Source organism: Streptomyces sp. NPDC005898, from assembly GCF_040629635.1.
Lineage (GTDB): Bacteria > Actinomycetota > Actinomycetes > Streptomycetales > Streptomycetaceae > Streptomyces.
In genome coordinates this window covers 197,911-220,427 of sequence record NZ_JBEXWC010000011.1, presented here as the reverse complement: position 1 = coordinate 220,427, position 22,517 = coordinate 197,911, and the positions used below count along the sequence as shown (strand labels likewise).

The window sequence follows — 22,517 nt, the reverse complement described above, 5'->3', positions numbered from 1 at the left end:
CGTCACCGGTGACAAGGAACGGTATGAGTGACAGTCCTGCGGCACGGCTGCACGTGCTCTTCGAGGGGCACCGGCTGACGCCCACGCAGCGCCGCATCGCGCACTGCATGGTGCGGCGGGCGGCGGACGTCCCCTTCCTCTCCAGCGTCGAGCTGGCGGAACTGGCCGGCGTGAGCCAGCCCTCCGTCACCCGCTTCGCGGTGGCGCTCGGCTTCGACGGCTATCCCGCCCTGCGCAAGCACCTGCGGGACGTGGCGCCCGCCGAGCCGGCCGCCGGGGACGCGCTCAACGAGTACCAGCAGGCGGTGCAGGCGGAGATCGACAACCTCCGCCACCTCGCGGAGGCCCTCGCCGACCCGGCGCCGGTGGAGCGGGCGGGCCGCCTCCTCGCCGCCTCCCGCCCGCTGCCGGTCCTCGGCCTGCGGGCCGCCGCCTCCCAGGCGTACGGCTTCTCGTACTTCGCCGCGAAGGTCCACCCCGACGTACGCCTCCTCGACGAGGGCGGCACGATGCTCACCGACCGCGTCGACGCGGCGGTACGGGCGGGCGCCACGGCGCTCCTGTGCTTCGCGCTGCCGCGCCACCCCCGGGAGGTCGTGGACGCGCTGGCCCACGCGAGGGAGGCGGGCCTCACGGTGATCACCGTGGCGGACTCGCCGTTCGCCCCGGTGGCCGCGTACTCCCACCTCCTGCTCCCGGCGGCCGTCGGCACCGGCCTGGCCTTCGACACGGCGTGCGCCCCCATGCTCCTCGGCCGCGTCCTCCTGGAGGCCATGTGCGACGGCCTGTCGGACGCGCAGGCCCGCCTGGAGGAGTTCGACGCGGGGGCGGCGGCGCGGGGCCTGTTCGTGGAGTGAGCCCTCCAGGGGCCGGCGGGCCACCGGACTCTCACCCTCTCCTCAGATTCCGCCGCTAACCTGCTGCGCCGAAGCGGTGCCGGAGCGGTACCGAAGCGGTGCCGGAGCGGTACCGAAGCGGTGCGGCAGGTCCCGCCGCACCGCCCTCTCGCGCCGAAAGGCGGCCGCCCCCCGTGCGACCGGACCCCACGCGACCGGACCCAGCGGACAAGCAGTGGGCCCCCCCCTTCGCACCCCCTCCCACCCCTCCCCGGAAAAGCCGCCCACCCCAGGTGTGACGTTTTTCGGGGGCGCGGCGCAGTAAGTAGTGAGCCGACTGGTCATCGGCCCGGGCACGAGCCGGGGGTTCCCCCCGTACCTTCGGCTCCGTGCCATCGGTGTGGGCGGGATCTGTTCCCCCGATCCCGCCCACACCGCTTTTCCCGGGGACGCCTCTTCGGGGACACCTCCCGGGGGACGCCTCTCGGGAGAGGCCCGCTACTTGTAGATGACGACCCGGTCGCCCTCCCGCACCTGCGCGAAAAGCGCCGCGATCTTCTTCTCGTCCCGGACGTTCACACAGCCGTGCGAACCGCCCGCGTAGCCCCTGGCCGCGAAGTCCGCCGAGTAGTGCACCGCCTGGCCGCCGCTGAAGAACAGGGCGTACGGCATGGCCGTGTCGTAGAGCGTCGAGACGTGGTGCCGCGACTTCCAGTAGACGTGGAAGGTGCCCTCGCGCGTCGGCGTGTACTGCGAGCCGAACCGCACATCCATCGTCGACACCACTCTGCCGTCGATCATCCAGGTCAGCGTCCGGCTGTTCTTGGCGAGGCACAGGACCCGGCCGGTCAGGCACCGCTTGTCCGGCGCGGGCGCGGGCGCGGACGCCGCCGCCGGCTTGCCCCCACCCGCGTGCAGCTCGGAGCGCGCCGGCTCGCGCGTCATCGCGAGGAGCCGCTGCCAGGTGAGCGTGTCGGTCCTGCCGGTGGGAGGCAGGCCGCGCTTGCCCTGGAAGCCCCGGACCGCCTCGGCCGTGACCGGGCCGTACGTGCCCGAGGGGCCCTGGCGGAACCACCCGATCTGCCGGAGCCGCGCCTGCAGCTCACGCACCTGCGCACCCCGGTCGCCCTCGCGCAGCAGCGTCCGCGGGCTCGGACCACCGGGGGGTGCCGATGGGCCCCGCGGCGCCGCCGCCGAGACCCGTGGCGTCCCGTCCGCGCCGACCGCGCCCGCTCCGCCCGGCCGGCCGTCCTCCGCGTCGACCGCGACCGCCTTGCACCCCGCGGTCAACGCCAGTACCGCCACGGCCCCCACCGATATCGCGACCCTGCCCATCACGCCTCCGGTGCCTCCGGACAACATTTCTGGGAGTGTTTCCCGGTTTGGCGCGCGTGACGCGTCCCGGTGGCAGGCGCAAGCTGAAGGCATGACACACGAGTCGGAGTCCGGACTGCCCATCGAACCCGTGTACGGCCCCGAGGCCCTCGCGGGCTGGGACCCGGACCACAAGCTGGGCGCCCCCGGTGCGTACCCCTTCACCCGCGGCGTCCATCCGACGATGTACACGGGCCGCCCCTGGACGATGCGCCAGTACGCGGGCTTCGGCACCGCCGCCGAGTCCAACGCCCGCTACCGGCGGCTGATCGAGCACGGCACGACCGGCCTGTCGGTCGCCTTCGACCTGCCGACCCAGATGGGCCACGACTCCGACGCGCCCCTCGCGCACGGCGAGGTCGGCAAGGTCGGCGTCGCCGTCGACTCGATCGAGGACATGCGGGTGCTGTTCGACGGCATCCCGCTGGACCAGGTCTCGACCTCCATGACGATCAACGCGCCCGCCGCGCCGCTGCTCCTCATGTACCAACTGGTCGCCGAGGAGCAGGGTGTGCCCGCCTCCCGGCTCACCGGGACGATCCAGAACGACGTACTGAAGGAGTACATCGCGCGCGGCACGTACATCTTCCCGCCGCAGCCCTCCCTGCGGCTGACCGCGGACATCTTCCGGTACTGCGGGGCCGTGATGCCGAAGTGGAACACCATCTCCATCTCCGGCTACCACATGGCCGAGGCGGGTGCCTCGCCCGCGCAGGAGATCGCCTTCACCCTCGCCGACGGCATCGCGTACGTGCGCACGGCGATCGAGGCGGGCATGGACGTCGACGACTTCGCGCCCCGCCTGTCCTTCTTCTTCGTGGCGCGTACGACGATCCTGGAGGAGGTCGCCAAGTTCCGCGCGGCCAGGCGGATCTGGGCCCGCGTCATGCGGGAGGAGTTCGGCGCGCGGAACCCCAGGTCGCTGATGCTGCGCTTCCACACCCAGACGGCCGGCGTCCAGCTCACCGCCCAGCAGCCCGAGGTGAACCTCGTCCGGGTCGCCGTCCAGGGCCTCGGCGCGGTCCTCGGCGGCACCCAGTCGCTGCACACCAACTCCTTCGACGAGGCCATCGCCCTGCCCACCGACACCTCCGCCCGGCTGGCGCTGCGCACCCAGCAGGTCCTCACGTACGAGACGGACGTGACGGCGACCGTCGACCCCTTCGCCGGGTCGTACGCCGTGGAGAGCATGACGGACGACGTGGAGGCGGCGGCGGTGCGGCTGATGGAGCGCGTCGAGGAGCTGGGCGGCGCGGTGCACGCCATCGAACGCGGCTTCCAGAAAGGCGAGATCGAGCGCAACGCCTACCGCATCGCCCGGGAGACGGACAGCGGCGAACGCGTCGTCGTCGGCGTCAACCGCTTCCGGCTCGACGAGGAGGAGCCCTACGAGCCGCTGCGCGTGGACCCCGCCATCGAGGCGCGGCAGACCGCCCGGCTGGCCCGGCTGCGCGCCGAACGCGACCGCGCGGCGGTGGACGCCGCCCTCGCCGCCCTGACGGACGCGGCGAAGGGCGACGCCAACGTCCTCCCTCCGATGAAGGACGCCCTGCGCGCCCTCGCCACGGTGGGCGAGGTGTGCGACGCGCTGCGCGCGGTGTGGGGCGTGCACGTGCCGGTCGACGCGTTCTGAGGGGAGCCGGGCAGGCTCAGTGGTGCCAGGCCGAGGCACCCACGTTGTGGATCATCCGCTGGAGGACCTTCAGGGTGTGGACGTAGTCCTCGTCCGTGACGCCCTCGCGGATCTCCGCGAGGATGTCCCGCTGGCGCGCGGCCACACCGTCCCGCAGCTCGCGGCCCGCCTCCGTGAGGGCGATGCGGCCCGCCGCGTCCTCGGTGACCAGGCCGCGGTCGTGCAGCGCGCCGATGTTGTGCCGCAGGGCGCTCTCGCCGGTTTCCAGGTAGCCGCGCAGGACCGCCACGACCTCGTCGCGGTCGCGGCCCTCCGGTGGCGCGTCCTGGAGCTGGTTGAGGATCCACCACTGGGGCTGGGTGAGGCCGAGTTCGGCGAGGGCGGTGCGGATGTGGTTGACCACGGCCGCGCCCGCCGCCGAACTCCAGTAGCCGATGGGCTGGTTGAGCAGGTCCGCGTCGCTGTGCGAGTACGTGAAGGTCGTCATGCGCCCGAACGTAGGACCGCAAGTCGACTTGAGGTCAAGCCGCACCGGGCCAGGTAGTCCGCCAGCCCGTCCCGCGCCCGCTCGCCCGCCCACCCGACGTACCCGTCCGGCCGGACCAGGAACAGGCCCGTCCCGTACGGCGCGTACGCGGGCACGCGGTGGGCCCGCACTTCCGCGCCCTCCAGCGGCGGCAGCGCGGTGTCCGTGCCGATCGCGAGCAGGGTGAAGTGCGGGCCGCGGAACGCGTCGAACAGGGTCCCCGTACCGCACGGCCCGTCGGGTGCCCGGTCGCCCGCCCGCAGCGCCTGCGGCGGCAGGCCCGTCCGGGTCTCCACCGCCAGCGACGCCTCGCGGTAGCCGATGCCGAGCTGCCGGGTGGCCGCGCCGCGCCGCTCCTCGCCGCGGTGGATGCGGGTGGACAGGCCCAGCATCGCCGCGGCGTTGGGCCGCCGCTCCTCCTCGTAGGTGTCCAGCAGCGCCTCGGGTGCGCCGTGGCGCAGGACCGCGCCCAGCTTCCAGCCCAGGTTGTAGGCGTCCTGGACGCTGGTGTTCAGGCCCTGGCCGCCCGCGGGCGAGTGCACGTGCGCGGCGTCCCCGGCGAGGAGGACGCGGCCCTCCCGGAAGCGGTCCGCCAGTGCCGCGCGCGGCCGGAAGTCGGAGGACCAGCGGACCTCGGTCACGTCGTCGGCGCGCAGATGGGTGCGGGCGGCGACGAGGTCGCGTATGCCCGACAGGGAGAGGTCGGGTGTCGTGCCCGCGGGGAACTGCGCGGTCAGCTGGAAGTCGGCGGTGCCGGGCAGCGGGCAGATCGCCGTGTACAGGCCGCTGTCGTCGGCGGCCGGGAACAGGTGCCAGTTGTCGCGGTCCAGCGCGGACACGCGGATGTCGGCCACCAGGATCGGGTTCGGGTCGACCGTCTCGCCCGTCATGGTGATGCCGAGGGCCCGGCGCAGGGTGGAGCGTCCGCCGTCCGCCGCCACCGCATACGCCGCCCGCACCCGGGTGCCCGTCGACAGCTCGGCGGTGACCCGCTCGGCGTCCTGCGTCAGGCCCGTCACGGCCGTGCCGAACGCGACGTCGCCGCCCAGCTCCCGCAGCCGCGCCAGGAGGATCTCCTGGGTGCGCCACTGGGGGAGCATGCGGGCCTCGGCGTACGGGGCGCTCTCCGTGGGCTCCGGCGCGTCGAACATGCGGTGCTCGCCCTGGCGCCGGCCCTCCCGCCACACCATCCCGACCGGTATCGGGCCGCCTGCCGCGAGGACCGCGCCGGCCACGCCGAGGTCGTCGAAGACCTCCATGGTGCGGGGCTGGAGGCCCTTGCCGCGCGAGCCGGGGAAGAGGGCGGGGGCCCGTTCGACGACGAGGGCGCGCACGCCGCGCCGCGCCAGGTCGCAGGTGAGGGCGAGCCCGGTGGGGCCGGCGCCCACGACGAGCACCGACGTCTCCTTAACGCTGTTAAGTTCCATGCCGCAGAGCCTGCGCTTAACGGTGTTAAATTGTCAAGGTGGCTACGACGAAGCTGGACCGCACCCGCGTGGCGCGCACCGCGCTCGACCTGCTGAACGAGACCGGCCTGGAAGGGCTGACCCTGCGCGCCATCGCCCGGCGCCTGGACGTGCAGGCACCCGCCCTGTACTGGCACTTCAAGGACAAGCAGGCGCTGCTCGACGAGATGGCGACGGAGATGATGCGGCGCATGGCCGACGACTTCCTGGCCGCGCCCGCCGACGACTGGCGCGAGGCCCTCACCGGCGCGATGCGCGGACTCCGCGGCCACCTGCTGCGCCACCGCGACGGTGCCAAGGTGTTCAGCGGCACCCGCTACACGGACCTGTCGTACGCGGCCCCCCTGGAGGCCTTCCTGCGCACGCTCGTCGCGGCGGGCTTCACGCCGGGCGCGGCCGCCCGCGCCTGGTTCACCGTGTACAGCTACACCATCGGATACGTCATCGAGGAGCAGTCCACGGCCCCCGCCCCCGGCGGCGGCGAGGACGGCTACGACCTCGCGGCGCGCGCCGCGCGCCTGGCCGCGTACCCGCTGGCCGCGGCGGCGGGCGAGGAGATGTTCGCCGACCACGACCGCGGCTTCGAGGCGGGGCTCGCCGCGGTCGTGGCGGGCGTCGCGGCGACGCTCGTCACCTCGGGGGCGTGAGGCTCCGGGAGAGGCCGGTGCGGATCAGCGGCGTCAGCCGCTCCTCCACGTACCGGTTCAGGAGCCACGCGAGGGCCAGCATCCCGGCGATCGTCAGCCCGAAGGTCGCGTGCGACGGCAGCCCGAGGCCCTGGTGCAGTGCCTCCACCGCCACCCAGCCCAGATGCTCGTGCACGAGGTAGAAGGGGTACGTCAGGGCGCCCGCGACCGTCAGCCAGCGCCAGTTCACCCGGTCCAAGTGGCCGAGCGCGATGAGGAGCACCGCGGCGAAACCGGCCGTGACGACCGCGATGATCACGGCTGAGGAGCGCTGGGAGAAGAAGGCCGGGTCCGGCGCGTGCCACAGCCCGGCGACCGCGAAGTGCTGGCCGATCAGCCAGCTCACGCCCACGATGCCCCACGCGGTGAGGTCGGCGCGGTCGCGGTGGAGGAGGTACATGCCGATGCCGCCGACGAAGAAGGGCGCGTACTGCGGCATCAGGACCATGTCGAGGAGCGGCTGGTCGGCCCCCGCCGCGATCGCCGCCGCCAGGGTCCACACCGCGCAGAACAGCACCACCCGGGCGCGGGTCGCCCCCGGCAGCACGACGCAGAGCGCGAACAGGGCGTAGAAGCGCAGCTCGGCCCAGAGCGTCCAGCACACGCCGAGCACCCGGTCGGCGCCCAGCGGCTGCTGGAGCATGGTGAGGTTGACCAGCGTGTCGCTGGGGGAGGCCGCGTCCCAGGCCACGGCCGGCAGCGCGAAGACCGCCGTCACCAGGACGATCGCCGCCCAGTAGGAGGGCAGCAGCCGGGACGCCCGGGAGGCGAAGAAGGAGCGCAGGGGCCTGCCCCAGCCGCTCATGCAGATGACGAAACCGCTGATCACGAAGAAGATCTGGACGCCGAGGCAGCCGTAGGCGAACCACTCGTGGGCGGTCGGGAACTGGAGCCTGGGCGAGCTGCCCCAGGCCTTGGATATCTCTCCGTCCCGGCCGCCGTAGTGGTAGGCGGCGACCATGAGCGCGGCGATCAGCCGCAGCCCGTCCAGGGCGCGCAGCCGGGGTCTCGCGCGCGCGGGCACGATGGTGGCCGCGCGCGGGGCGGCGCCCGCCCCCGGGGAGAGCTCCGGGAGCGTGGGGGTGGGGGCCGTCATCCGAGCGCGGTCCGCTTGATGGAGCGCTGCACCGAACGGGCCCGGCGGGCCACCCGCCGCACCGCCGCGTTGCGCGGGATGAACGCGAGCTGGGAGGGCAGCGCCCCCGGCAGGGCGAGCGCGGTCAGGCGGCGCCGCTTGAAGTAGCGCCAGGTGCCGGCGCCGAGGTGATGGGTCAGATAGCGCTCGGCGGCGGGGCGCAGCGCCGGGTAGATCTGCGGCTGCATGGCGAAGCCGACCGCCTTGAGCAGGTCGGTCAGCTCGCCGGTGCCAAGGCCCGGACGCCGCTCCTCGACCGCCGCGCGGTCGCCCAGCTCGGGCAGCAGCGCGTCGACGATCGTGACGGGGACGCGGTTGCTGTTCTGGTAGGGCGCGAGGCGCTCCAGCAGCAGATCGGTGCCGGTGCGGGCGACGGGCAGGCCGTAGAGCGCGGACGCCGTGAGCAGGGCCGTGGAGAAGCAGCCGATCACCAGCGCGGGCCGCATCCGCTGGTAGAGGACCTCGGCGAGCACGGGGGAGTCGAGCACCGTCAGCTCGACGCCGATCGCCTGGGCCTCCTTCTCCAGGGCGCGCGACCAGCGGGCGGGCGCGGTGGGGTGCGGCTTGAACACCACGCGGGTGTGCCCGAGTTCGGCGGCGCCGCGCACCATGCGGATGTGCAGCTCCTCCTCTTCCTCGGCGGTGAGGATGGACAGCGCCGACAGGTACTGGCCGAGGACGAGGGCGGGCGCCTCGGGACCGGACGGCGCGGCGCCTGCCGACTCGTCGCCGTCCGCGGCGAGTTCCGCGAGCACCTTGACGAAGGTGTCCGTCGGCACGATCTCGGGCCGGACGCCGAACTCGGTGAGCAGCAGCGGGGTGAGCCCCGGCACCAGGTCCAGGTGGAGCAGCCGCCGCACGCGGGTGCCCACCAGGGGGTCGAGCTTGTTGCGGGTGGGGCCGTAGCTCATCAGGCCGTCGGCGTAGACGTCCACGGGGGCGCCGGTGAAGATCTGGGTCAGCGCGAGCGCGGGATGGACCTGGATCGACTCGACGGCCAGCTCCACCTGGTCGTCACCGAGGTCCCAGAGCAGCCGCACGTACCGCTCCCACAGGACGACGTCGTCGCCGCGCGGGGACCAGCCGCCGGGGTGGAAGGGGGCGATGGCCTCGTTCCAGGACCGTACGTCGTCGAAGCGGCCGCGCAGCCGCTCGAAGCCCGGCATCCCGTCGAGCGAGGGCGTGGTCTCCGGGGTCGCCGCGTTGTTGCTGACGAGCAGGACGCGGCGGTCGGCGGGGCCGAAGAGGTCGGCGTCCAGGGCGGCGGCGAGCGTCGCGACGCCGTACAGCGTGGAGGCCAGGAAGATCTGCGTGGTGCGCCGGCCGGCGGGTGAGGTCGTCATCACGCGGCCACCTCCGCCGAGACGGGGCGGCGGCGCAGCCTGCGCAGCCGGGTCGCCCGCTGGATGTCCATGGAGTCCAGCGCGTCGTCTAGGACGCCCTGCGGCATCCGCTTCAGCGCGGCCGCACTCATCGACTTCAATTTGCGTGCCACGGCCGGCTCGAACCTTTCGATGGATCCCAGATGATGGGAGATGATCGCGCAATAGGTGCGCACGGCCTTCGGCAGGAGTTTTTCGGCGTCCCGGTCCGCCGCGGTTTCCCGTACCACCTGGTCGAATGCCTTGATGAAATCGAGCTGGCGCACGTCGCCGATCTGGGTGAGCGAGGAGGCGACCCCGCGCCGGTAGAACACCCCGAGCAGGCCGACCGCGGCGAAGGATTCGGCCTCGCGGTGCAGCCGCCAGATCCAGGGCCGGTCCTCGGCGGTGCGCAGCCCGTCGGTGAAGTGCAGCAGGCCCGCGTCGGCGAGCCGGCGGTGGTAGATGCCCGCCCAGGCGTACGCGTAGTCGACGGACGTCGAGCGGTCGGCGGGCAGGATCACCTCCCGCGGGCTCATCACTTCGCCGCGCCTGCCGTGCGGGACCCGGTGCACCGTACGGGCCCGGGCGGTGCACTGCACATGGTCGGTGCGTACGAAGTCGCAGCCCAAGTCCTCGATGGACGCCAGGAGTTGCTCGTAGTACCCGGGGGCGAGCCAGTCGTCGCCGTCCAGGAACGTGAGGTACTCGCCGCGCGCCGCGTCGAGGCCGGTGTTGCGGGCGGTCGCGAGCCCGCCGTTCTTCTCGTGTCGGAGGTGGACGGCGCCGGGAAGCTCGCGCGCCGCACGCTCCAGGATGTCCGGTGTCTCGTCGCGCGAACAGTCGTCGACGAGAATGAATTCGAAGTCGTCACGCGCGTTCGCGCGCAGACTCCTCAAGGTGTCGGGCGCGTATTGCTGCACGTTGTAGAACGGCACGATGACGGAGAGCTTAACCACGAGGGTGACGTTAGGTGTCGGCCCGTGATTCGTCTCGACCCGCAGGGGGATGCGAGGTGAACGACGCGTGGCGGAATGGTTAACCGGGCCGCCGAAGAGGCGTTTCCGGAGCCGCTTCGCCATTCGTCGGCACGCTGTTAACCGTTTGTTGCACCTGAGTTGGGCCGCGAATCGAAATCGCTTCCTAGCGTCTGGGACGTGCCAGCAAGTAACCAGAACCCGCCGCGGGTGGCCGTGCTCGCCGACTCCGACACACGATGGAAGTGGGGCGCCCTCACCGCGCACCGCATCGCGTCGGACAGCCGGTCCGGGTCCGACGGCCACCGCCTCAGCGGGTTCCTGCTCCGCGGCCGGGCCACCCCGACGCCCCGGCAGCTCGACGAGGTGGGGGTGCGCGCGGACAGCCTGCGCGAGGTCACCGCCGTCGAGTTCCTGCGCGAGATGGAGCGGGACACGCCCGATGTGATCGTGCTCGCCCTGGTGGGCGGGGCGGTCCAGGTGATGCTGCACGGACTCGCCCGCCTCACCGAGGACGCCCGCCTCACCGGGCGGCCCGCCAAGCGCCCCGTCGTCGTCACCGGCTACGTCGGCGTCGTCTACGAGAAGCTCGCCGACGGCCTCCTGCTGCGGCACGGCGCCGACGTCGTCCTCGCCAACTCCCGCCAGGACGCGGAACGTTTCCGCGCCGTGTACGAAGGAGTGGGCGCCGACGCCTCGTCGGTCACGGAGGCCGCCCTGCCCTTCCTCGGCGGCGCGCCCTACACCGCGCACGACCCGTACACGGTCGTCTTCGCCGCCCAGCCCTCCGTCCCGGAGAGCGCCGCACACCGCGTCTACCTGCTGCGCCGGCTCGCCGAACACGCCCGCCTGCACCCCGAGCGCGAGGTCCTGCTCAAACTGCGCAGCAGGCCCGGGGAGCACACCACCCACATCGAGGAACTGCCCTACCAGAAACTGGTCCAGCGGCTGGAGGGCGGCCTGCCCGCCAACTGCCGCCTCGTCTACGGGCACATGGGCGAGGTCCTGGACCGCACCGACCTGCTGGTCACCGTCAGCTCCACCGCCGCCCTGGAATCCCTGCACCGGCGCGTTCCCACCGCGGTCCTCACCGACCTCGGGGTGCGCGAGGCGCTCGGCAACCACCACTTCACCGGCTCCGGGTGCCTCGCCTCCTGGGACCAGCTGGACGCGGGCCACCTGCCCGTGCCCGACGAGCGCTGGCTGGCCCGGCAGGGCGTCGCCGCCGACGGGGCCTACGAACGGGCCTTCGACGAGGCGCGGCGCAAGGTCGCCGACCTCCTCGCCGACGCCGCCGCCGGCCGCCTCGCACCCCTGAAGCCGTACTACAGCCTCACCACCGCCCGCGGCTATCTGCCCGGCATCCTCGCCCGCCACCACCTCGGCCCCGACGGCTCCCCGCTGCCGGGCGCCCCCGCCGCCGACAAGGACCCGGGCCCCGTACGGCAGATCGTGCGCCGCGCGGCCCGCGGCGCCTACCGCCACGGAGTGCAGCGCGTGGCCCCCGTCATCCGGCGGATGGGCGAGCTGTGAACTCCCACGACCTCCCACTCCCAGGAGTCCCCATGCCCCACCCCGGCCCAGCGGAGCCGCCGGTCCGCCGCGTCCTCGCCGTCATCCCCGCCCGCGGCGGCTCCAAGGGGGTGCCCGCCAAGAACCTCGCCCCCGTCGGCGGCGTGCCGCTGGTGGTGCGCGCCGTCCGCGAGTGCCTGGCCGCGCGGCACGTCACGGACGTGGTGGTCTCCACCGACGACCACGTGATCGGCGAGGCCGCCCGCGCCGCCGGCGCCGAGGTGGTGCTGCGCCCCGCCGCGATCGCCGGGGACACCGCGACCAGTGAGGCCGCCGTCCTGCACGCCATGGACGCCCACGAGGCCCTGCACGGCGCCCGGGTCGACGTCGTCCTGCTCGTGCAGTGCACCAGCCCCTTCCTCACCCGCGAGGACGTCGACGGGGTGGCCGGCGCCGTCCTGGACAAGGGCGCCGACACCGCCGTCACGGTCGCCCCCTTCCACGGCTTCATCTGGCGGGACGCGGCCGACGACGCGGACGGCCCCGCCGACGTCCCCGCGCGGCGCACCGACTCCGTGGGCGGCACGGCGACCCTCGCCAACTCCACCCGTACGCGCGGCGGTTACGGCGTCAACCACGACAAGTCCTTCCGGCCGCGCCGCCAGGACCGCCCCCAGGACCTCCTGGAGACCGGCGCCGCCTACGCGATGGACGCGGCGGGCTTCCGCACCCACAAGCACCGCTTCTTCGGGCACACCGAGCCGGTCCGCACCGACCCGGCCCGCGTCCTGGAGGTCGACGACCCGCACGACCTCGCCCGCGCCCGCGCCCTGGCCCCGCTCTTCGATGCGGAACGCCCCGAGGGCGCGCTCCCCACCGCCGCCGACATCGACGCGGTGGTCCTCGACTTCGACGGCACCCAGACCGACGACAGGGTGCTGGTCGACTCCGAGGGACGGGAATTCGTCTCCGTGCACCGCGGCGACGGCCTCGGCATCGCGGCGCTGCGCAAGAGCGGCCTGCACATGCTGATCCTGTCCACGGAACAGAACCCGGTCGTCGCCGCGCGCGCCAGGAAGCTCCGGCTCCCGGTCCTGCACGGCATCGACCGCAAAGACCTCGCGCTGAAGCAGTGGTGCGAGGAACAGGGCATCGCGCCCGAGCGCGTGCTCTACGTCGGCAACGACGTCAACGACCTGCCGTGCTTCGCCCTCGTGGGCTGGCCCGTGGCGGTCGCGAGCGCCCATGACGTCGTACGCGGCGCGGCCCGCGCGGTCACCTCCCTGCCCGGCGGTGAAGGCGCGATCCGAGAGATCGCCAGCTGGATCCTCGGCCCCTCTCTCGACTCCCCCGACAAGTAAGGAACGCCTCACCATGAGCACCACCACCTCGATCGACGCCACCTCCCGTCTGCGTCGCTTCGGCTCCAAGACGGCCGGCCCCGGCCGGCCGGTCTACATCACCGGCGAGATCGGCATCAACCACAACGGTGACCTGGAGAACGCCCTCGCGCTCATCGACGTGGCCGCCGACGCCGGCTGCGACGCGGTGAAGTTCCAAAAGCGCACCCCCGAGATCTGCACCCCGCGCGACCAGTGGGACATCGAGCGCGACACCCCCTGGGGCCGCATGACGTACATCGACTACCGCCACCGCGTGGAGTTCGGCGAGTCCGAGTACCGGGCCATCAGCGAGCACTGCGCCAAGCGCGGCATCGACTGGTTCGCCTCCCCGTGGGACACCGAGGCCGTCGCCTTCCTGGAGAAGTTCGACCTGCCCGCCCACAAGGTCGCCTCCGCCTCGCTGACCGACGACGAGCTGCTGCGCGCCCTGCGCGCCACCGGCCGCACCGTCATCCTGTCCACCGGCATGTCGACGCCGAAGCAGATCCGCCACGCCGTCGAGGTCCTCGGCTCGGACAACATCCTGCTCTGCCACGCCACGTCCACCTACCCGGCGAAGGCCGAGGAGCTGAACCTGCGCGTCATCAACACCCTCCAGCAGGAGTACCCGAACGTCCCGATCGGCTACTCCGGCCACGAGACGGGCCTGCAGACCACCCTCGCGGCGGTCGCCCTCGGCGCCACCTTCGTCGAGCGCCACATCACCCTCGACCGCGCCATGTGGGGCTCCGACCAGGCCGCCTCCGTCGAGCCGCAGGGCCTGAGCCGGCTGGTCCGCGACATCCGCACCATCGAGGCCTCCCTCGGCGACGGCGTCAAGAAGGTCTACGAGTCGGAGCTCGGCCCGATGAAGAAGCTGCGCCGCGTCACGGGCGTCGTCGCCGAGGCCGAGTCGGCGGACGCCGAGCCGGTCGCGGTCTGAGCGCCCACCGAGCACCGGGAGACGGACAGACGACGATGAGCCCCCGCGCCGGCCGCACGGCCGACACCACCGCCCCCTCCACGCTCGCCTTCGTGGAGAGCCCTGTTCAGCTGCTGAACGTCCTGGAGTGGGCGCACGCCGCGGCCGCGACCGGCCCGGCCGGGGGCCTCACCGTCGTCGTCCTGTCGCCCAACGACCCCATGACGCGGGGCCAGTTGCGCCGTATGGCGCAGCTCGTCCGCGACGAGGGCGTGGAAGTGCGCTGGGAGGAGGCGCGCGGCGGCGCGAGCGCCCCCTTCCACACGATAGGCGGCCTCGCGGGCGTGCTGCGCACGGCGGACCGGATCGTCATAGGCGACCCGTTCTCCCGCTACGTGCAACTCCTCCTGACGATCACCCGCGCCCGCTCCCTGGTGGTGGTGGACGACGGCACGGCGACGATGGAGTTCGTCTCCCAGCTGGCCCGCGGCGAGCGCCTGGTGCGCTGGCACCGCAAGGGCGGCCGCCCCGGCCCCCGCGACCTCGTCTTCGCCCCGGTCTCCGCCTCGGCCCGGCGCCGCCTCACGCCCGGCGGGGCGCGCACGGTGGAGGTCTTCTCCGCCATGCCGATCGACCAGGCGCCGCCCGGCGTGGAGATCACCGTCAACGCCTTCGCCTGGACGAAGGAACGCTTCGGCCCGCCCCGCATCACGGGCGGCGCCGACCTGGTCGGCACCTCCCTCGTCGAGACGGGCGTGGTGGACCCCGACCGCTACGTGGAGGCGGTCCGCGCCCTGGCCCTGGCCCACGGCGCCCGGCGCTATTTCGCCCACCGCCGGGAGAGCTCCGAGAAGCTCCACCGGCTCGCGGTGGAGACGGGCCTCCAAGTGGTGCGCCCGGATCTCCCGCTGGAGCTGATCGCCCGCCGCGGCCCCATAGGCCCGACGATCCTCAGCTTCCCCTCCACGGTCGTGCACACCCTGCCGCTGGCCCTCGCGGGCACCGGGGTGAAGGTGGCGGTCTGCGACATCGACCCGGCCTGGCTCACGGAGAACGCCTCGCCGCGCGCCCAGGGCTTCCTGTCCGGCGTGACGGGCACGGCCCGGGACGTGCACCGCCTGACGTCGGTCATCACCTCGGCCGGCGGCCCGAGGGGCGTGGGGTCCCCGGCGGCCGGGTGAGCCGGGCAAGGCCCTCAACCGCCGAACCGCGCCACGTACCGCCGCTGCCAGGGCGTCTCCACCGCGTGCCGGTCGTAGTGCGCGCGTACGAAGGCCACGGCCTCCCGGGCGGGCACCCCGTCCAGCACGGCCACACAGGCGAGGGCGGTCCCGGTGCGCCCGCGCCCGCCCCCGCACGCCACCTCCACGCGCTCCCCGGCCGCCCGCTCCCACACCTCGCCCAGCAGCTCCCGCGCCCGGCCGCGGTCGCTCGGCAGCAGGAAGTCGGGCCAGCGCAGCCACCGGGACTCCCAGGGGACGTCGGGCGGCCGCTTGCCGAGGAGGTAGACGCCGAAGTCGGGTGCGTCCCCCTCGGGAAGGGGGCGCCGGAGCCCCCGCCCCCGGACGAGCCGTCCGGAGGGCAGCCGCAGGACCCCGGCGCCGTCGGCCCGCCACAAACCCGTGTTCTCGCTGCCGCTCATGCCCGCACACTAGGCGCCGCCACCGGCCCGGGCAGCGCGCTTCGCCGGGCGCGCAGTCCGGAAGCGCTGACCAGCGCGGCCAGCAGGGCGGCGGCCAGGGGTACCCACAGGGCCGCGCGGTAGCCGTCCAGCAGGTCGGCGGGCGCACCGGACGCCGTGGCGGCGACGTTCACGGCCGTGGCCGCCGAGAGGCCGAGCGCCGCGCCGAACTGGAAGGACGTGTAGAGCAGCGCCCCGGCGAGCCCCTGCTCCTCCTCGGCGACCCCCTCGGTGGCGGCGATGGTGAGCGGCCCGTAGGCCAGCGAGAACGCGAGGCCGACGACGATCAGGCTCGGGAGCATCATCGCGTACGTCCAGTCGGCGCCGACCGGCAGGAACAGGGCGTACGCGAGCGCGGCCAGGAGCAGCCCGCCGAAGATCACCCGGGCGTTGCCGAAGCGGGCCACCAGTCTGGGCGTGAGCAGGGGGGAGAGGATCGCGTCGGTGCCCATGACGAGCATCGCGAGGCTGGTCCGCAGCGTCGACCAGCCGCGCAGTTCCTGGAGGTAGAGCACGACCAGGAACTGGAAGCCGAAGAAGCCCCCGGCGAAGAGCAGCCCGGCGAGGTTGGCGCGCACGAGGTCGCCGCCGCGCAGGATGCCGAGGCGCACCAGCGGGGCCGCCGCGCGGCGCTCGACCGCGACGAAGGCGGCGAGCAGGGCGAGACCGGCGCCGACCGTGGCCGCGGTCCCGCCGGCCGAGGCGTGCGGGGCGCGCTCCACGCCGAGGACGAGCAGCACGATGGCGCCGGTGACGGTGAGCCCGCCCAGCAGGTCGAAGCCCGCGCCCGCCACCCGCTCGGGACGCGCCGTCCGCGGCACCAGGGCGAGGGCGGCCGGCAGGATCAGGGCGCAGAGCACGACCGGCGCGAAGAACACCCAGCGCCAGCCGGCCGAGGCCAGCAGCCCGCCCGCGACGAGCCCGACCGAGAAACCGCCGGCCGCGGTGCCGGAGTAGAAGAGCAGGGCCTTGTTGCGCTGCGCCCCCTGCGCGAACCCGGTGGTGATGATCGAGAGGCCGGCGGGCGTCATGAAGGCCGCCGCGATCCCGGTGACGAACCGGGCCGCGATCAGCGTCCACCCCTCGGTGGCGAGCCCGCCGAGCCCGGAGAAGGCGAGGAAGACGGCGAGCCAGAACACGAACATCCGGCGCCGCCCGAAGAGGTCGGCGGCGCGCCCGCCGAGCAGCATGAAGCCGCCGTAGCCGAGGACGTAGGCGCTCATCACCCACTGGAGGGAGCCGGTGGACAGGCCGAGGTCGGCGCGGATGGCGGGCAGGGCGACGTTGAGCATGGCGATGTCGATGCCCTCCAGGAAGATCGCCCCGCACAGGACGAGGAGGACACCCCACTGACGGGGGGTCCAGGAGGGGGGCGGTCCTTCGGCGGGGCCGGGGGCATGGGCGCTCATGGCGGCTCAACTCTCCTGCGGTCGATCGCTGTTGTTGCCTTCTCAACCACCTTCGGTGGGGCGGCGGAGCGGAACAACGCCGAAGATCGCAACGTTCGTTCAAGCACGCTGAACGATCCGACGACCTGGGGGCCCGATGCCGATCGAGCGCGACGAACTGGAGTGCTTCCTCCTCCTCGCCGAGGAGCTGCACTTCGGCCGCACCGCCGAGCGGATGCGGCTGTCCAGGGCGCGCGTGACCCAGCTCGTGCAGCGGCTCGAACGCCGCGTGGGCGCTCCGCTGTTCGTCCGTACCAGCCGCCGCGTCGCCCTCACCGGGCTCGGCCGGCAGCTGCGCGCCGACCTCGCGCCGCACCACCGCGCCATCGAGGACGCCCTGGACCGGGCCGCCGCCACCGCGCGCGGCATCGAGGCCGTGCTGCACGTCGGCTTCTCCAACCCGCTGACCGGCGAGATCGTCATGAAGGCGACGGAAGCGCTGCGCGTCAGCCACCCCGGCCTCGCCGTGGAGGTCTGCGAGGTCCCCCTCGCCGATCCGTACGGGCAGCTGCGCAGGGGCGAGTTCGACGTGCAGCTCACCGAGTTCCCCGTCCGGGAGGACGACCTCGACGGCGGCCCGCAGCTGCTCGCCGAGGACCGCGTCCTCGCCCTGCCCGCCGCCCATCCGCTGACCGCGCGGGAGACGGTGACCCGGGAGGACCTCGCGGACGTCCCGCTCCTCACCCTCGCGGGCGAGGTCCCCGACTACTGGCTGGAGCACCACGTCCCCGCCCGCACCCCGAGCGGCCGCCCGATCGAGCGGGGCCCCGGCGTGCTCAATCTGCAGGAGGGCCTGATCCTGGTCGCGGCCGGCCGGGGCGCACTCCTCGCCCCGGCCCACACGGCCACCTACTACGCCCGCCCGGGTGTCGCCTACGTCCCCTTCGCGGACCCGGAACCGACCGGCTACGGCCTGGTGTGGCGCCTCGGCCACGACACGGGGGCGGTGGCGGCGTTCGCCAGAACGGCCCGGGAGATCACGGCCTGAGGCCCCCGCCCGGGACAGGCCGGCGAGGCCGCGGACATCCTGCTGCTCAGCCTGGTGTCCGAGGGGCTCGCGCTGCTCCCACGCGGTCCGGTGCGTGAGTGGGGTGAGATCGTCCCGGCCGGGTACCCGTGCCGGGCGGGCGGCCGGGCTCTTGTGCCTGCCGGGCTGGGCCTGCTATGTACAGATCGCCGGATTGGGGAGCGAAACGGGTGTGACGGACAGAACAGCGCAAACCGCCCTGCTTGTGGTCTGCTATATACCGCTGATCGCCTAGCCGCCCTTGCTGGCAGCGGTCGCCCTCGCCTACTACCGGCGACGGACGGCTTACGCATCCCCCGTGGCGGCGTGAATGTGTACCCATCCCGATCAGCGGCCATGCGCCACGAGGCCAAAGTTTCTTCCCCTATCGGGCTGAACTTTTGTTGATCGTGGGTCAGTTGGCCGTTGCATCGCCCTACCCTTCAAAGGGTGAACCAACTGATGTCCTGTGCGACCGAAGAGGTGTCCGACGGCTTGTCCGCAATGGAGTGCGAACTCACGGAAACGCTTCCCGGCGAGCTGCCCGAAGCGCTGCGTGCCGAGCTGGTCGCCTTCCGTCGCGACCTGCACATGCACCCGGAGCTCGGCAACCAGGAGTTCCGCACCACCGCGGCGATCAAGGCCCGCCTTGAGGAGGCGGGCCTCGCGCCCCGGGTACTGGGCGGCGGCACGGGCCTCGTCTGCGACGTGGGGAGCGGCGCGCACAGCGGCGCACGCCCCATGCTCGCCCTGCGGGCCGACATCGACGCCCTGCCGATCCCCGACACCAAGCTCGGCGTGCCCTACCGCTCCACGGTGCCCGACCGCGCCCACGCCTGCGGCCACGACGTGCACACCACCGTCGTCCTCGGCACCGGTCTGGTCCTCGCCGCCATGGCGCGCGAGGGGACGCTGCCCTTCGCGGTGCGGTTGATCTTCCAGCCCGCCGAGGAGGTCCTGCCGGGCGGCGCCGCGCAGGCCATCAAGGAAGGCGTCCTCGACGGCGTCGGCAAGATCATCGCCCTGCACTGCGACCCCCGCGTCGACGCGGGCCGCATCGGCCTGCGGCACGGCCCGATCACCTCCGCCTGCGACCGCCTGGAGGTCTCGCTCGACGGGGCCGGCGGACACACCGCGCGCCCGCACCTGACCACGGACCTGGTCACGGCCGTCGCCAAGGTCGCCACCGAGGTCCCCGCCGTGGTCGCCCGCCGCACCGACGCCCGCTCGGGCCTCTCGCTGACCTGGGGCCGCATCGAGTCCGGCCACGCGGCGAACGTCATCCCGCAGCACGCCGAGCTGTCCGGGACCGTGCGCTGCCTCGACCTCAAGACCTGGCGGGAGGCGCCCGACCTGGTGCACGACGCCGTCCAGGAGATCGCCGGCCTCTACCGCGCCACGTCCGACGTCACCTACGTCCGCGGCGTCCCGCCCGTCGTCAACGACGGCGGCGTCGCCGACCTGCTGCGCGACGCCATGGTCGAGCGGCGCGGCATCGCCTCGGTCGAGGACACCGAACAGAGCCTCGGCGGCGAGGACTTCTCCTGGTACCTGGAGCACGTGCCCGGCGCCATGGCCCGGCTCGGCGTGCGCAGGCCCGGGGAGCGCACCGTCCGCGACCTCCACCAGGGGGATTTCGACGTGGACGAGTCGGCCATCGCGGTCGGCGTCGAACTGTTCACCGCCGCCGCCCTGTTGGACCACGCGCGCGCCGAGGACTGAGGGCGCGCGGGAGCGTGCCGGGGACCGCGGGCGCCCGGGAGCGGGCCGGGGGGTAAAACGAGCGGGGCCGGCGTCCGCGGCCTTCGGCACGAATGGGTAACGGCCCCGCGGAAACCCGTTCCCCTCCCTTTCTACGCGCGTTAATGTGCCGCGAAATCCGCGCCGTCGACGGCGTGTTGGGAAATGTGAGGGGTGCGTCCTGTGCGTCGTGTATCAAGACTTTCCCAAGTGGCCGTGGCGGTGGCGTCGCTCGCCCTCGCCGCTTCGGCGTGCGGCAAGACCAGCAGCGAGGCCTCGCGGGAGGACGGCGGCAAGGAGGAGGGCTCCGGCACGTCGTCCTCGTACAAGGGCAAGGGGATCGGTCTCGCGTACGACATCGGCGGGAAGGGCGACCAGTCCTTCAACGACGCCGCCTACGCGGGCTACCGCAAGGCCCGCGCGGAGTTCAAGCTCGGCGGCGTGGACATGGAGCCGGGCGACGGCGAGTCCAGCGCCGACAAGGTCCAGCGCCTCGAACAGCTCGCCAAGCAGGGGTACGACCCGGTGATCGGCGTCGGTTTCGTCTACGCGCCCGCCGTGGAGGCGGCCGCCAAGAAGTTCCCGGAGACCACCTTCGGGATCATCGACGACAACACCGTGAAGGCGGACAACGTCGCCGATCTGGTCTTCCACGAGGAACAGGGCTCCTATCTCGCGGGCGTCGCCGCCGCGAAGGCGAGCAAGGTCAAGCACGTCGGATTCGTGGGCGGCGTGGACATTCCGCTGATCCACAAATTCGAGGCCGGATTCGTGCAGGGCGTGAAGTCCGTCGACCCCGGGATCGAGATCGAGAAGCGCTATCTGACGGAGAAGCCCGAGGAGGGCGGTTTCTCCAGCCCCGACAAGGGCCAGAACGCGGCCAGCGGTCAGCTGGAGGCCGGCGCGGACGTGATCTACCACGCGGCCGGGCTCTCCGGTCAGGGCGTCATCCAGGAGGTCGGCTCGCAGAAGAAGTGGGCGATCGGCGTCGACTCCGACCAGTACAAGCAGAAGGCGCTCGCCAAGTACAAGGACCACATCCTCGGCTCGGCCTTCAAGGACGTCGGCGGCGCGGTGTACGACCTGACGAAGTCGGTCGTCGAGGGCAAGCCGATGAAGGGTGAGCAGCGCTACGACCTGGAGTCCGGCCGCGTCGGCTTCGCCGACTCCAACCCCAGGTACACGGCGATGAAGGACGTCGTCGCCGCCGTGGAGAAGGCCAGGAAGGACATCATCAGCGGCAAGGTGAAGGTCCGGACGGCTCCGTAGGCCACCGGCTCCTCGGGCCAGTGCCTCCCCGGGGCTTTCGCCCCGCACCGGACCCCGCGAAGGTTGTACGTAGCACCTTCCCCGCGCACTCCCCGCCGTTGTACGTAGTACGTCCTGCGGCGCCTGGGCGCCTCCCATCTGGGGGGCGTCCACCGCGTGTTCAAGCCACGGACGGCTGGTGGCCACAGCTCGATAACGGACCGGACAGAAGGGTTCTTATGTGAGGTCTACGCGCGTTACGCTGCGGCGAAATCAGCGCCGGGTAGGCGCTCGTACCTGCTTGTGCTTGCTTCCCTCAAGGAGTTCGTTCCTATGCGCCGGGTGTCTCGAATAGCTGTCGCGGGCGCCGCGACCGCAGCCCTCGCCGTCTCCGTCTCCGCCTGCGGCGGCACGTCCAGCGACGCCGCCAAGGACGACAAGAACAAGGGCGTCGCCCTCGCCTACGACGTCGGTGGCGCCGGCGACCAGTCCTTCAACGACGCCGCGACCGAGGGCATGAAGAAGGCCGCCAAGGAGTTCAAGACCGGCGAGAAGGCCGTCGAGCCGGTCGACGGCGAGTCGGACGCCGACAAGGCGCAGCGCCTGACGCAGCTCGCCAAGCAGGGCTACAACCCGGTCATCGGTGTCGGCTACGCCTACGCCCCGGCCATCAAGGAGGTCTCGGCGAAGTTCCCGAAGACTTCCTTCGGCATCGTCGACGACGAGACCGTCAAGGCCGACAACGTCTCCGACCTGGTCTTCAGCGAGCAGGAGGCGTCCTACCTCGCGGGCGTCACCGCCGCCAAGGCGACCAAGTCCAAGACCGTCGGCTTCGTCGGCGGCGTGGACGTCCCCCTCATCCACAAGTTCGAGGCGGGCTTCGCGCAGGGCGTCAAGGACACCGACCCCAAGGTCAAGGTCGTCAAGCAGTACCTGACCGAGAAGGCCGAGGACGGCGGCTTCACCAGCCCCGACAAGGGCAAGACCGCCGCCCAGGGCCAGATCGAGAAGGGCGCCGACGTGGTCTACCACGCCGCGGGCCTCTCCGGTCAGGGCGTCATCGAGGCCGCCGCCGCCAAGAAGATCTGGGCGATCGGCGTCGACTCCGACCAGTACAAGCAGAACGCGCTGGCCAAGTACAAGAAGTACATCCTGACCTCGGCGACCAAGGACGTCGCGGCCTCGGTGTACAACCTGGCCAAGGCCGTCGAGGACGGCAAGGCCAAGGGCGGCGTCGTCCGCGCCGACCTCAAGTCGGGCGGTGTCGCGCTCGCCGACTCCAACCCGGAGTTCCAGAAGATGAAGGACGTCCGGGCCGCGGTCGCGAAGGCCGAGGCGGGCATCAAGAGCGGCAAGATCAAGGTCGACTCGACGCCGTGACCGCCGCAGCGGCGGGCTCACCGCCGTGACGGCAGCGTGATTCTCGTGCGACGGGGTGTGGGGGACGATGGTCCACCCGCGCCCCGTTCGCGCGGGCCACGCCTGACGTCCGCCCGTACGGGGTGATCCCGTACGGGGGACCGACCAGCATCACCCAGCAGCACCAGTAGCAGGGGCACTGCGCGCGTAGGCGGCCCCTTTCCT

General features: G+C 72.8%; 19 protein-coding genes. 11 read left to right on the top strand and 8 right to left on the bottom strand.

Translation table 11 applies throughout. The features are described from left to right. Nucleotides 1-23 precede the first annotated feature (23 nt). Nucleotides 24-857, top strand: coding sequence for a MurR/RpiR family transcriptional regulator (locus ABZ385_RS17750; RefSeq protein WP_358698484.1), 834 nt, complete (start codon nucleotides 24-26; stop codon nucleotides 855-857). A 477-nt stretch (nucleotides 858-1,334) separates the two neighbouring features. On the opposite strand, the gene ABZ385_RS17745 is transcribed toward ABZ385_RS17750, so the two are convergent. After that, nucleotides 1,335-2,198, bottom strand: coding sequence for a L,D-transpeptidase family protein (locus ABZ385_RS17745; protein WP_358912076.1), 864 nt, complete (start codon nucleotides 2,196-2,198; stop codon nucleotides 1,335-1,337). Between the two features lie 64 nt (nucleotides 2,199-2,262). On the opposite strand from ABZ385_RS17745, the gene ABZ385_RS17740 reads away from it, so the two are divergent. Continuing rightward, complete coding sequence (locus ABZ385_RS17740) at nucleotides 2,263-3,843, top strand: methylmalonyl-CoA mutase family protein (RefSeq protein ID WP_358912075.1); 1,581 nt, start codon at nucleotides 2,263-2,265, stop codon at nucleotides 3,841-3,843. A 16-nt stretch (nucleotides 3,844-3,859) separates the two neighbouring features. Here ABZ385_RS17740 and ABZ385_RS17735 read toward each other — a convergent pair whose 3' ends face one another. After that, complete coding sequence (locus ABZ385_RS17735; RefSeq protein WP_358912073.1) at nucleotides 3,860-4,330, bottom strand: MarR family winged helix-turn-helix transcriptional regulator; 471 nt, start codon at nucleotides 4,328-4,330, stop codon at nucleotides 3,860-3,862. Next, a complete protein-coding gene (locus ABZ385_RS17730; protein ID WP_358912072.1) occupies nucleotides 4,327-5,796 on the bottom strand; it encodes an FAD-dependent monooxygenase in 1,470 nt (489 codons plus the stop codon). The genes ABZ385_RS17735 and ABZ385_RS17730 overlap by 4 nt, the downstream gene beginning before the upstream one ends. Before the next feature lie 38 nt (nucleotides 5,797-5,834). Here ABZ385_RS17730 and ABZ385_RS17725 point away from each other — a divergent pair, with 38 nt between their 5' ends. Beyond that, entirely contained in the window at nucleotides 5,835-6,482 is a 648-nt protein-coding gene (locus tag ABZ385_RS17725; RefSeq protein ID WP_358912070.1) for a TetR/AcrR family transcriptional regulator C-terminal domain-containing protein, read from the top strand. Here the strand turns inward: ABZ385_RS17725 and ABZ385_RS17720 are convergent. From ABZ385_RS17720 to ABZ385_RS17710, 3 genes are read right to left on the bottom strand one after another with little or no spacing between them, the layout of a single operon-like run. Beyond that, the gene (locus ABZ385_RS17720; RefSeq protein ID WP_358912069.1) at nucleotides 6,466-7,617 is read right to left on the bottom strand and encodes an acyltransferase; all 1,152 of its coding nucleotides are present in this window, start codon (nucleotides 7,615-7,617) and stop codon (nucleotides 6,466-6,468) included. The two genes, ABZ385_RS17725 and ABZ385_RS17720, sit on opposite strands and share 17 nt — an antisense overlap. Beyond that, on the bottom strand, nucleotides 7,614-8,999 hold the full coding sequence (locus tag ABZ385_RS17715; RefSeq protein ID WP_358912067.1) for a polysialyltransferase family glycosyltransferase: 1,386 nt from the start codon (nucleotides 8,997-8,999) through the stop codon (nucleotides 7,614-7,616). Before ABZ385_RS17715 ends, ABZ385_RS17720 begins: the two co-directional genes overlap by 4 nt. Next, nucleotides 8,999-9,976: a glycosyltransferase family 2 protein gene (locus ABZ385_RS17710; RefSeq protein WP_358589599.1), complete on the bottom strand. Its 978-nt coding sequence runs from the start codon at nucleotides 9,974-9,976 to the stop codon at nucleotides 8,999-9,001. The genes ABZ385_RS17715 and ABZ385_RS17710 overlap by 1 nt, the downstream gene beginning before the upstream one ends. A 198-nt stretch (nucleotides 9,977-10,174) precedes the next feature. On the opposite strand from ABZ385_RS17710, the gene ABZ385_RS17705 reads away from it, so the two are divergent. From ABZ385_RS17705 to ABZ385_RS17690, 4 genes are read left to right on the top strand one after another with little or no spacing between them, the layout of a single operon-like run. Continuing rightward, entirely contained in the window at nucleotides 10,175-11,527 is a 1,353-nt protein-coding gene (locus ABZ385_RS17705; RefSeq protein ID WP_358589597.1) for a DUF6716 putative glycosyltransferase, read from the top strand. Between the two features lie 32 nt (nucleotides 11,528-11,559). Continuing rightward, on the top strand, nucleotides 11,560-12,867 hold the full coding sequence (locus tag ABZ385_RS17700; protein WP_358589595.1) for an N-acylneuraminate cytidylyltransferase: 1,308 nt from the start codon (nucleotides 11,560-11,562) through the stop codon (nucleotides 12,865-12,867). 13 nt (nucleotides 12,868-12,880) lie between these two features. Next, a complete protein-coding gene (locus ABZ385_RS17695) occupies nucleotides 12,881-13,831 on the top strand; it encodes an N-acetylneuraminate synthase family protein (RefSeq protein ID WP_358589593.1) in 951 nt (316 codons plus the stop codon). A gap of 35 nt (nucleotides 13,832-13,866) precedes the next feature. Then, complete coding sequence (locus ABZ385_RS17690; RefSeq protein WP_358589591.1) at nucleotides 13,867-14,991, top strand: hypothetical protein; 1,125 nt, start codon at nucleotides 13,867-13,869, stop codon at nucleotides 14,989-14,991. Nucleotides 14,992-15,005: 14 nt separating this feature from the next. Here the strand turns inward: ABZ385_RS17690 and ABZ385_RS17685 are convergent, their stop codons facing one another. Both ABZ385_RS17685 and ABZ385_RS17680 read right to left on the bottom strand, forming a co-directional pair. Then, nucleotides 15,006-15,452 carry a protein phosphatase gene (locus tag ABZ385_RS17685; protein WP_358912065.1) on the bottom strand — a complete coding sequence of 149 codons (447 nt, stop codon included), beginning with the start codon at nucleotides 15,450-15,452 and terminating at the stop codon, nucleotides 15,006-15,008. Next, on the bottom strand, nucleotides 15,449-16,900 hold the full coding sequence (locus ABZ385_RS17680) for an MFS transporter (protein ID WP_358912063.1): 1,452 nt from the start codon (nucleotides 16,898-16,900) through the stop codon (nucleotides 15,449-15,451). Before ABZ385_RS17680 ends, ABZ385_RS17685 begins: the two co-directional genes overlap by 4 nt. A gap of 136 nt (nucleotides 16,901-17,036) precedes the next feature. On the opposite strand from ABZ385_RS17680, the gene ABZ385_RS17675 reads away from it, so the two are divergent. The 4 genes from ABZ385_RS17675 (at nucleotide 17,037) to ABZ385_RS17660 (ending at nucleotide 22,313) form a co-directional block, all read left to right on the top strand. Next, on the top strand, nucleotides 17,037-17,927 hold the full coding sequence (locus ABZ385_RS17675) for a LysR family transcriptional regulator (protein ID WP_358912062.1): 891 nt from the start codon (nucleotides 17,037-17,039) through the stop codon (nucleotides 17,925-17,927). 522 nt (nucleotides 17,928-18,449) lie between these two features. Further along, nucleotides 18,450-19,667 (top strand): amidohydrolase, encoded by a 1,218-nt coding sequence (locus ABZ385_RS17670; RefSeq protein ID WP_358585342.1) that lies wholly within the window; start codon nucleotides 18,450-18,452, stop codon nucleotides 19,665-19,667. A 201-nt stretch (nucleotides 19,668-19,868) separates the two neighbouring features. After that, a complete protein-coding gene (locus ABZ385_RS17665; RefSeq protein WP_358696699.1) occupies nucleotides 19,869-20,954 on the top strand; it encodes a BMP family ABC transporter substrate-binding protein in 1,086 nt (361 codons plus the stop codon). A 312-nt stretch (nucleotides 20,955-21,266) separates the two neighbouring features. Next, the gene (locus tag ABZ385_RS17660; protein ID WP_358585296.1) at nucleotides 21,267-22,313 is read left to right on the top strand and encodes a BMP family ABC transporter substrate-binding protein; all 1,047 of its coding nucleotides are present in this window, start codon (nucleotides 21,267-21,269) and stop codon (nucleotides 22,311-22,313) included. The last annotated feature ends 204 nt before the right edge of the window (nucleotides 22,314-22,517 follow it).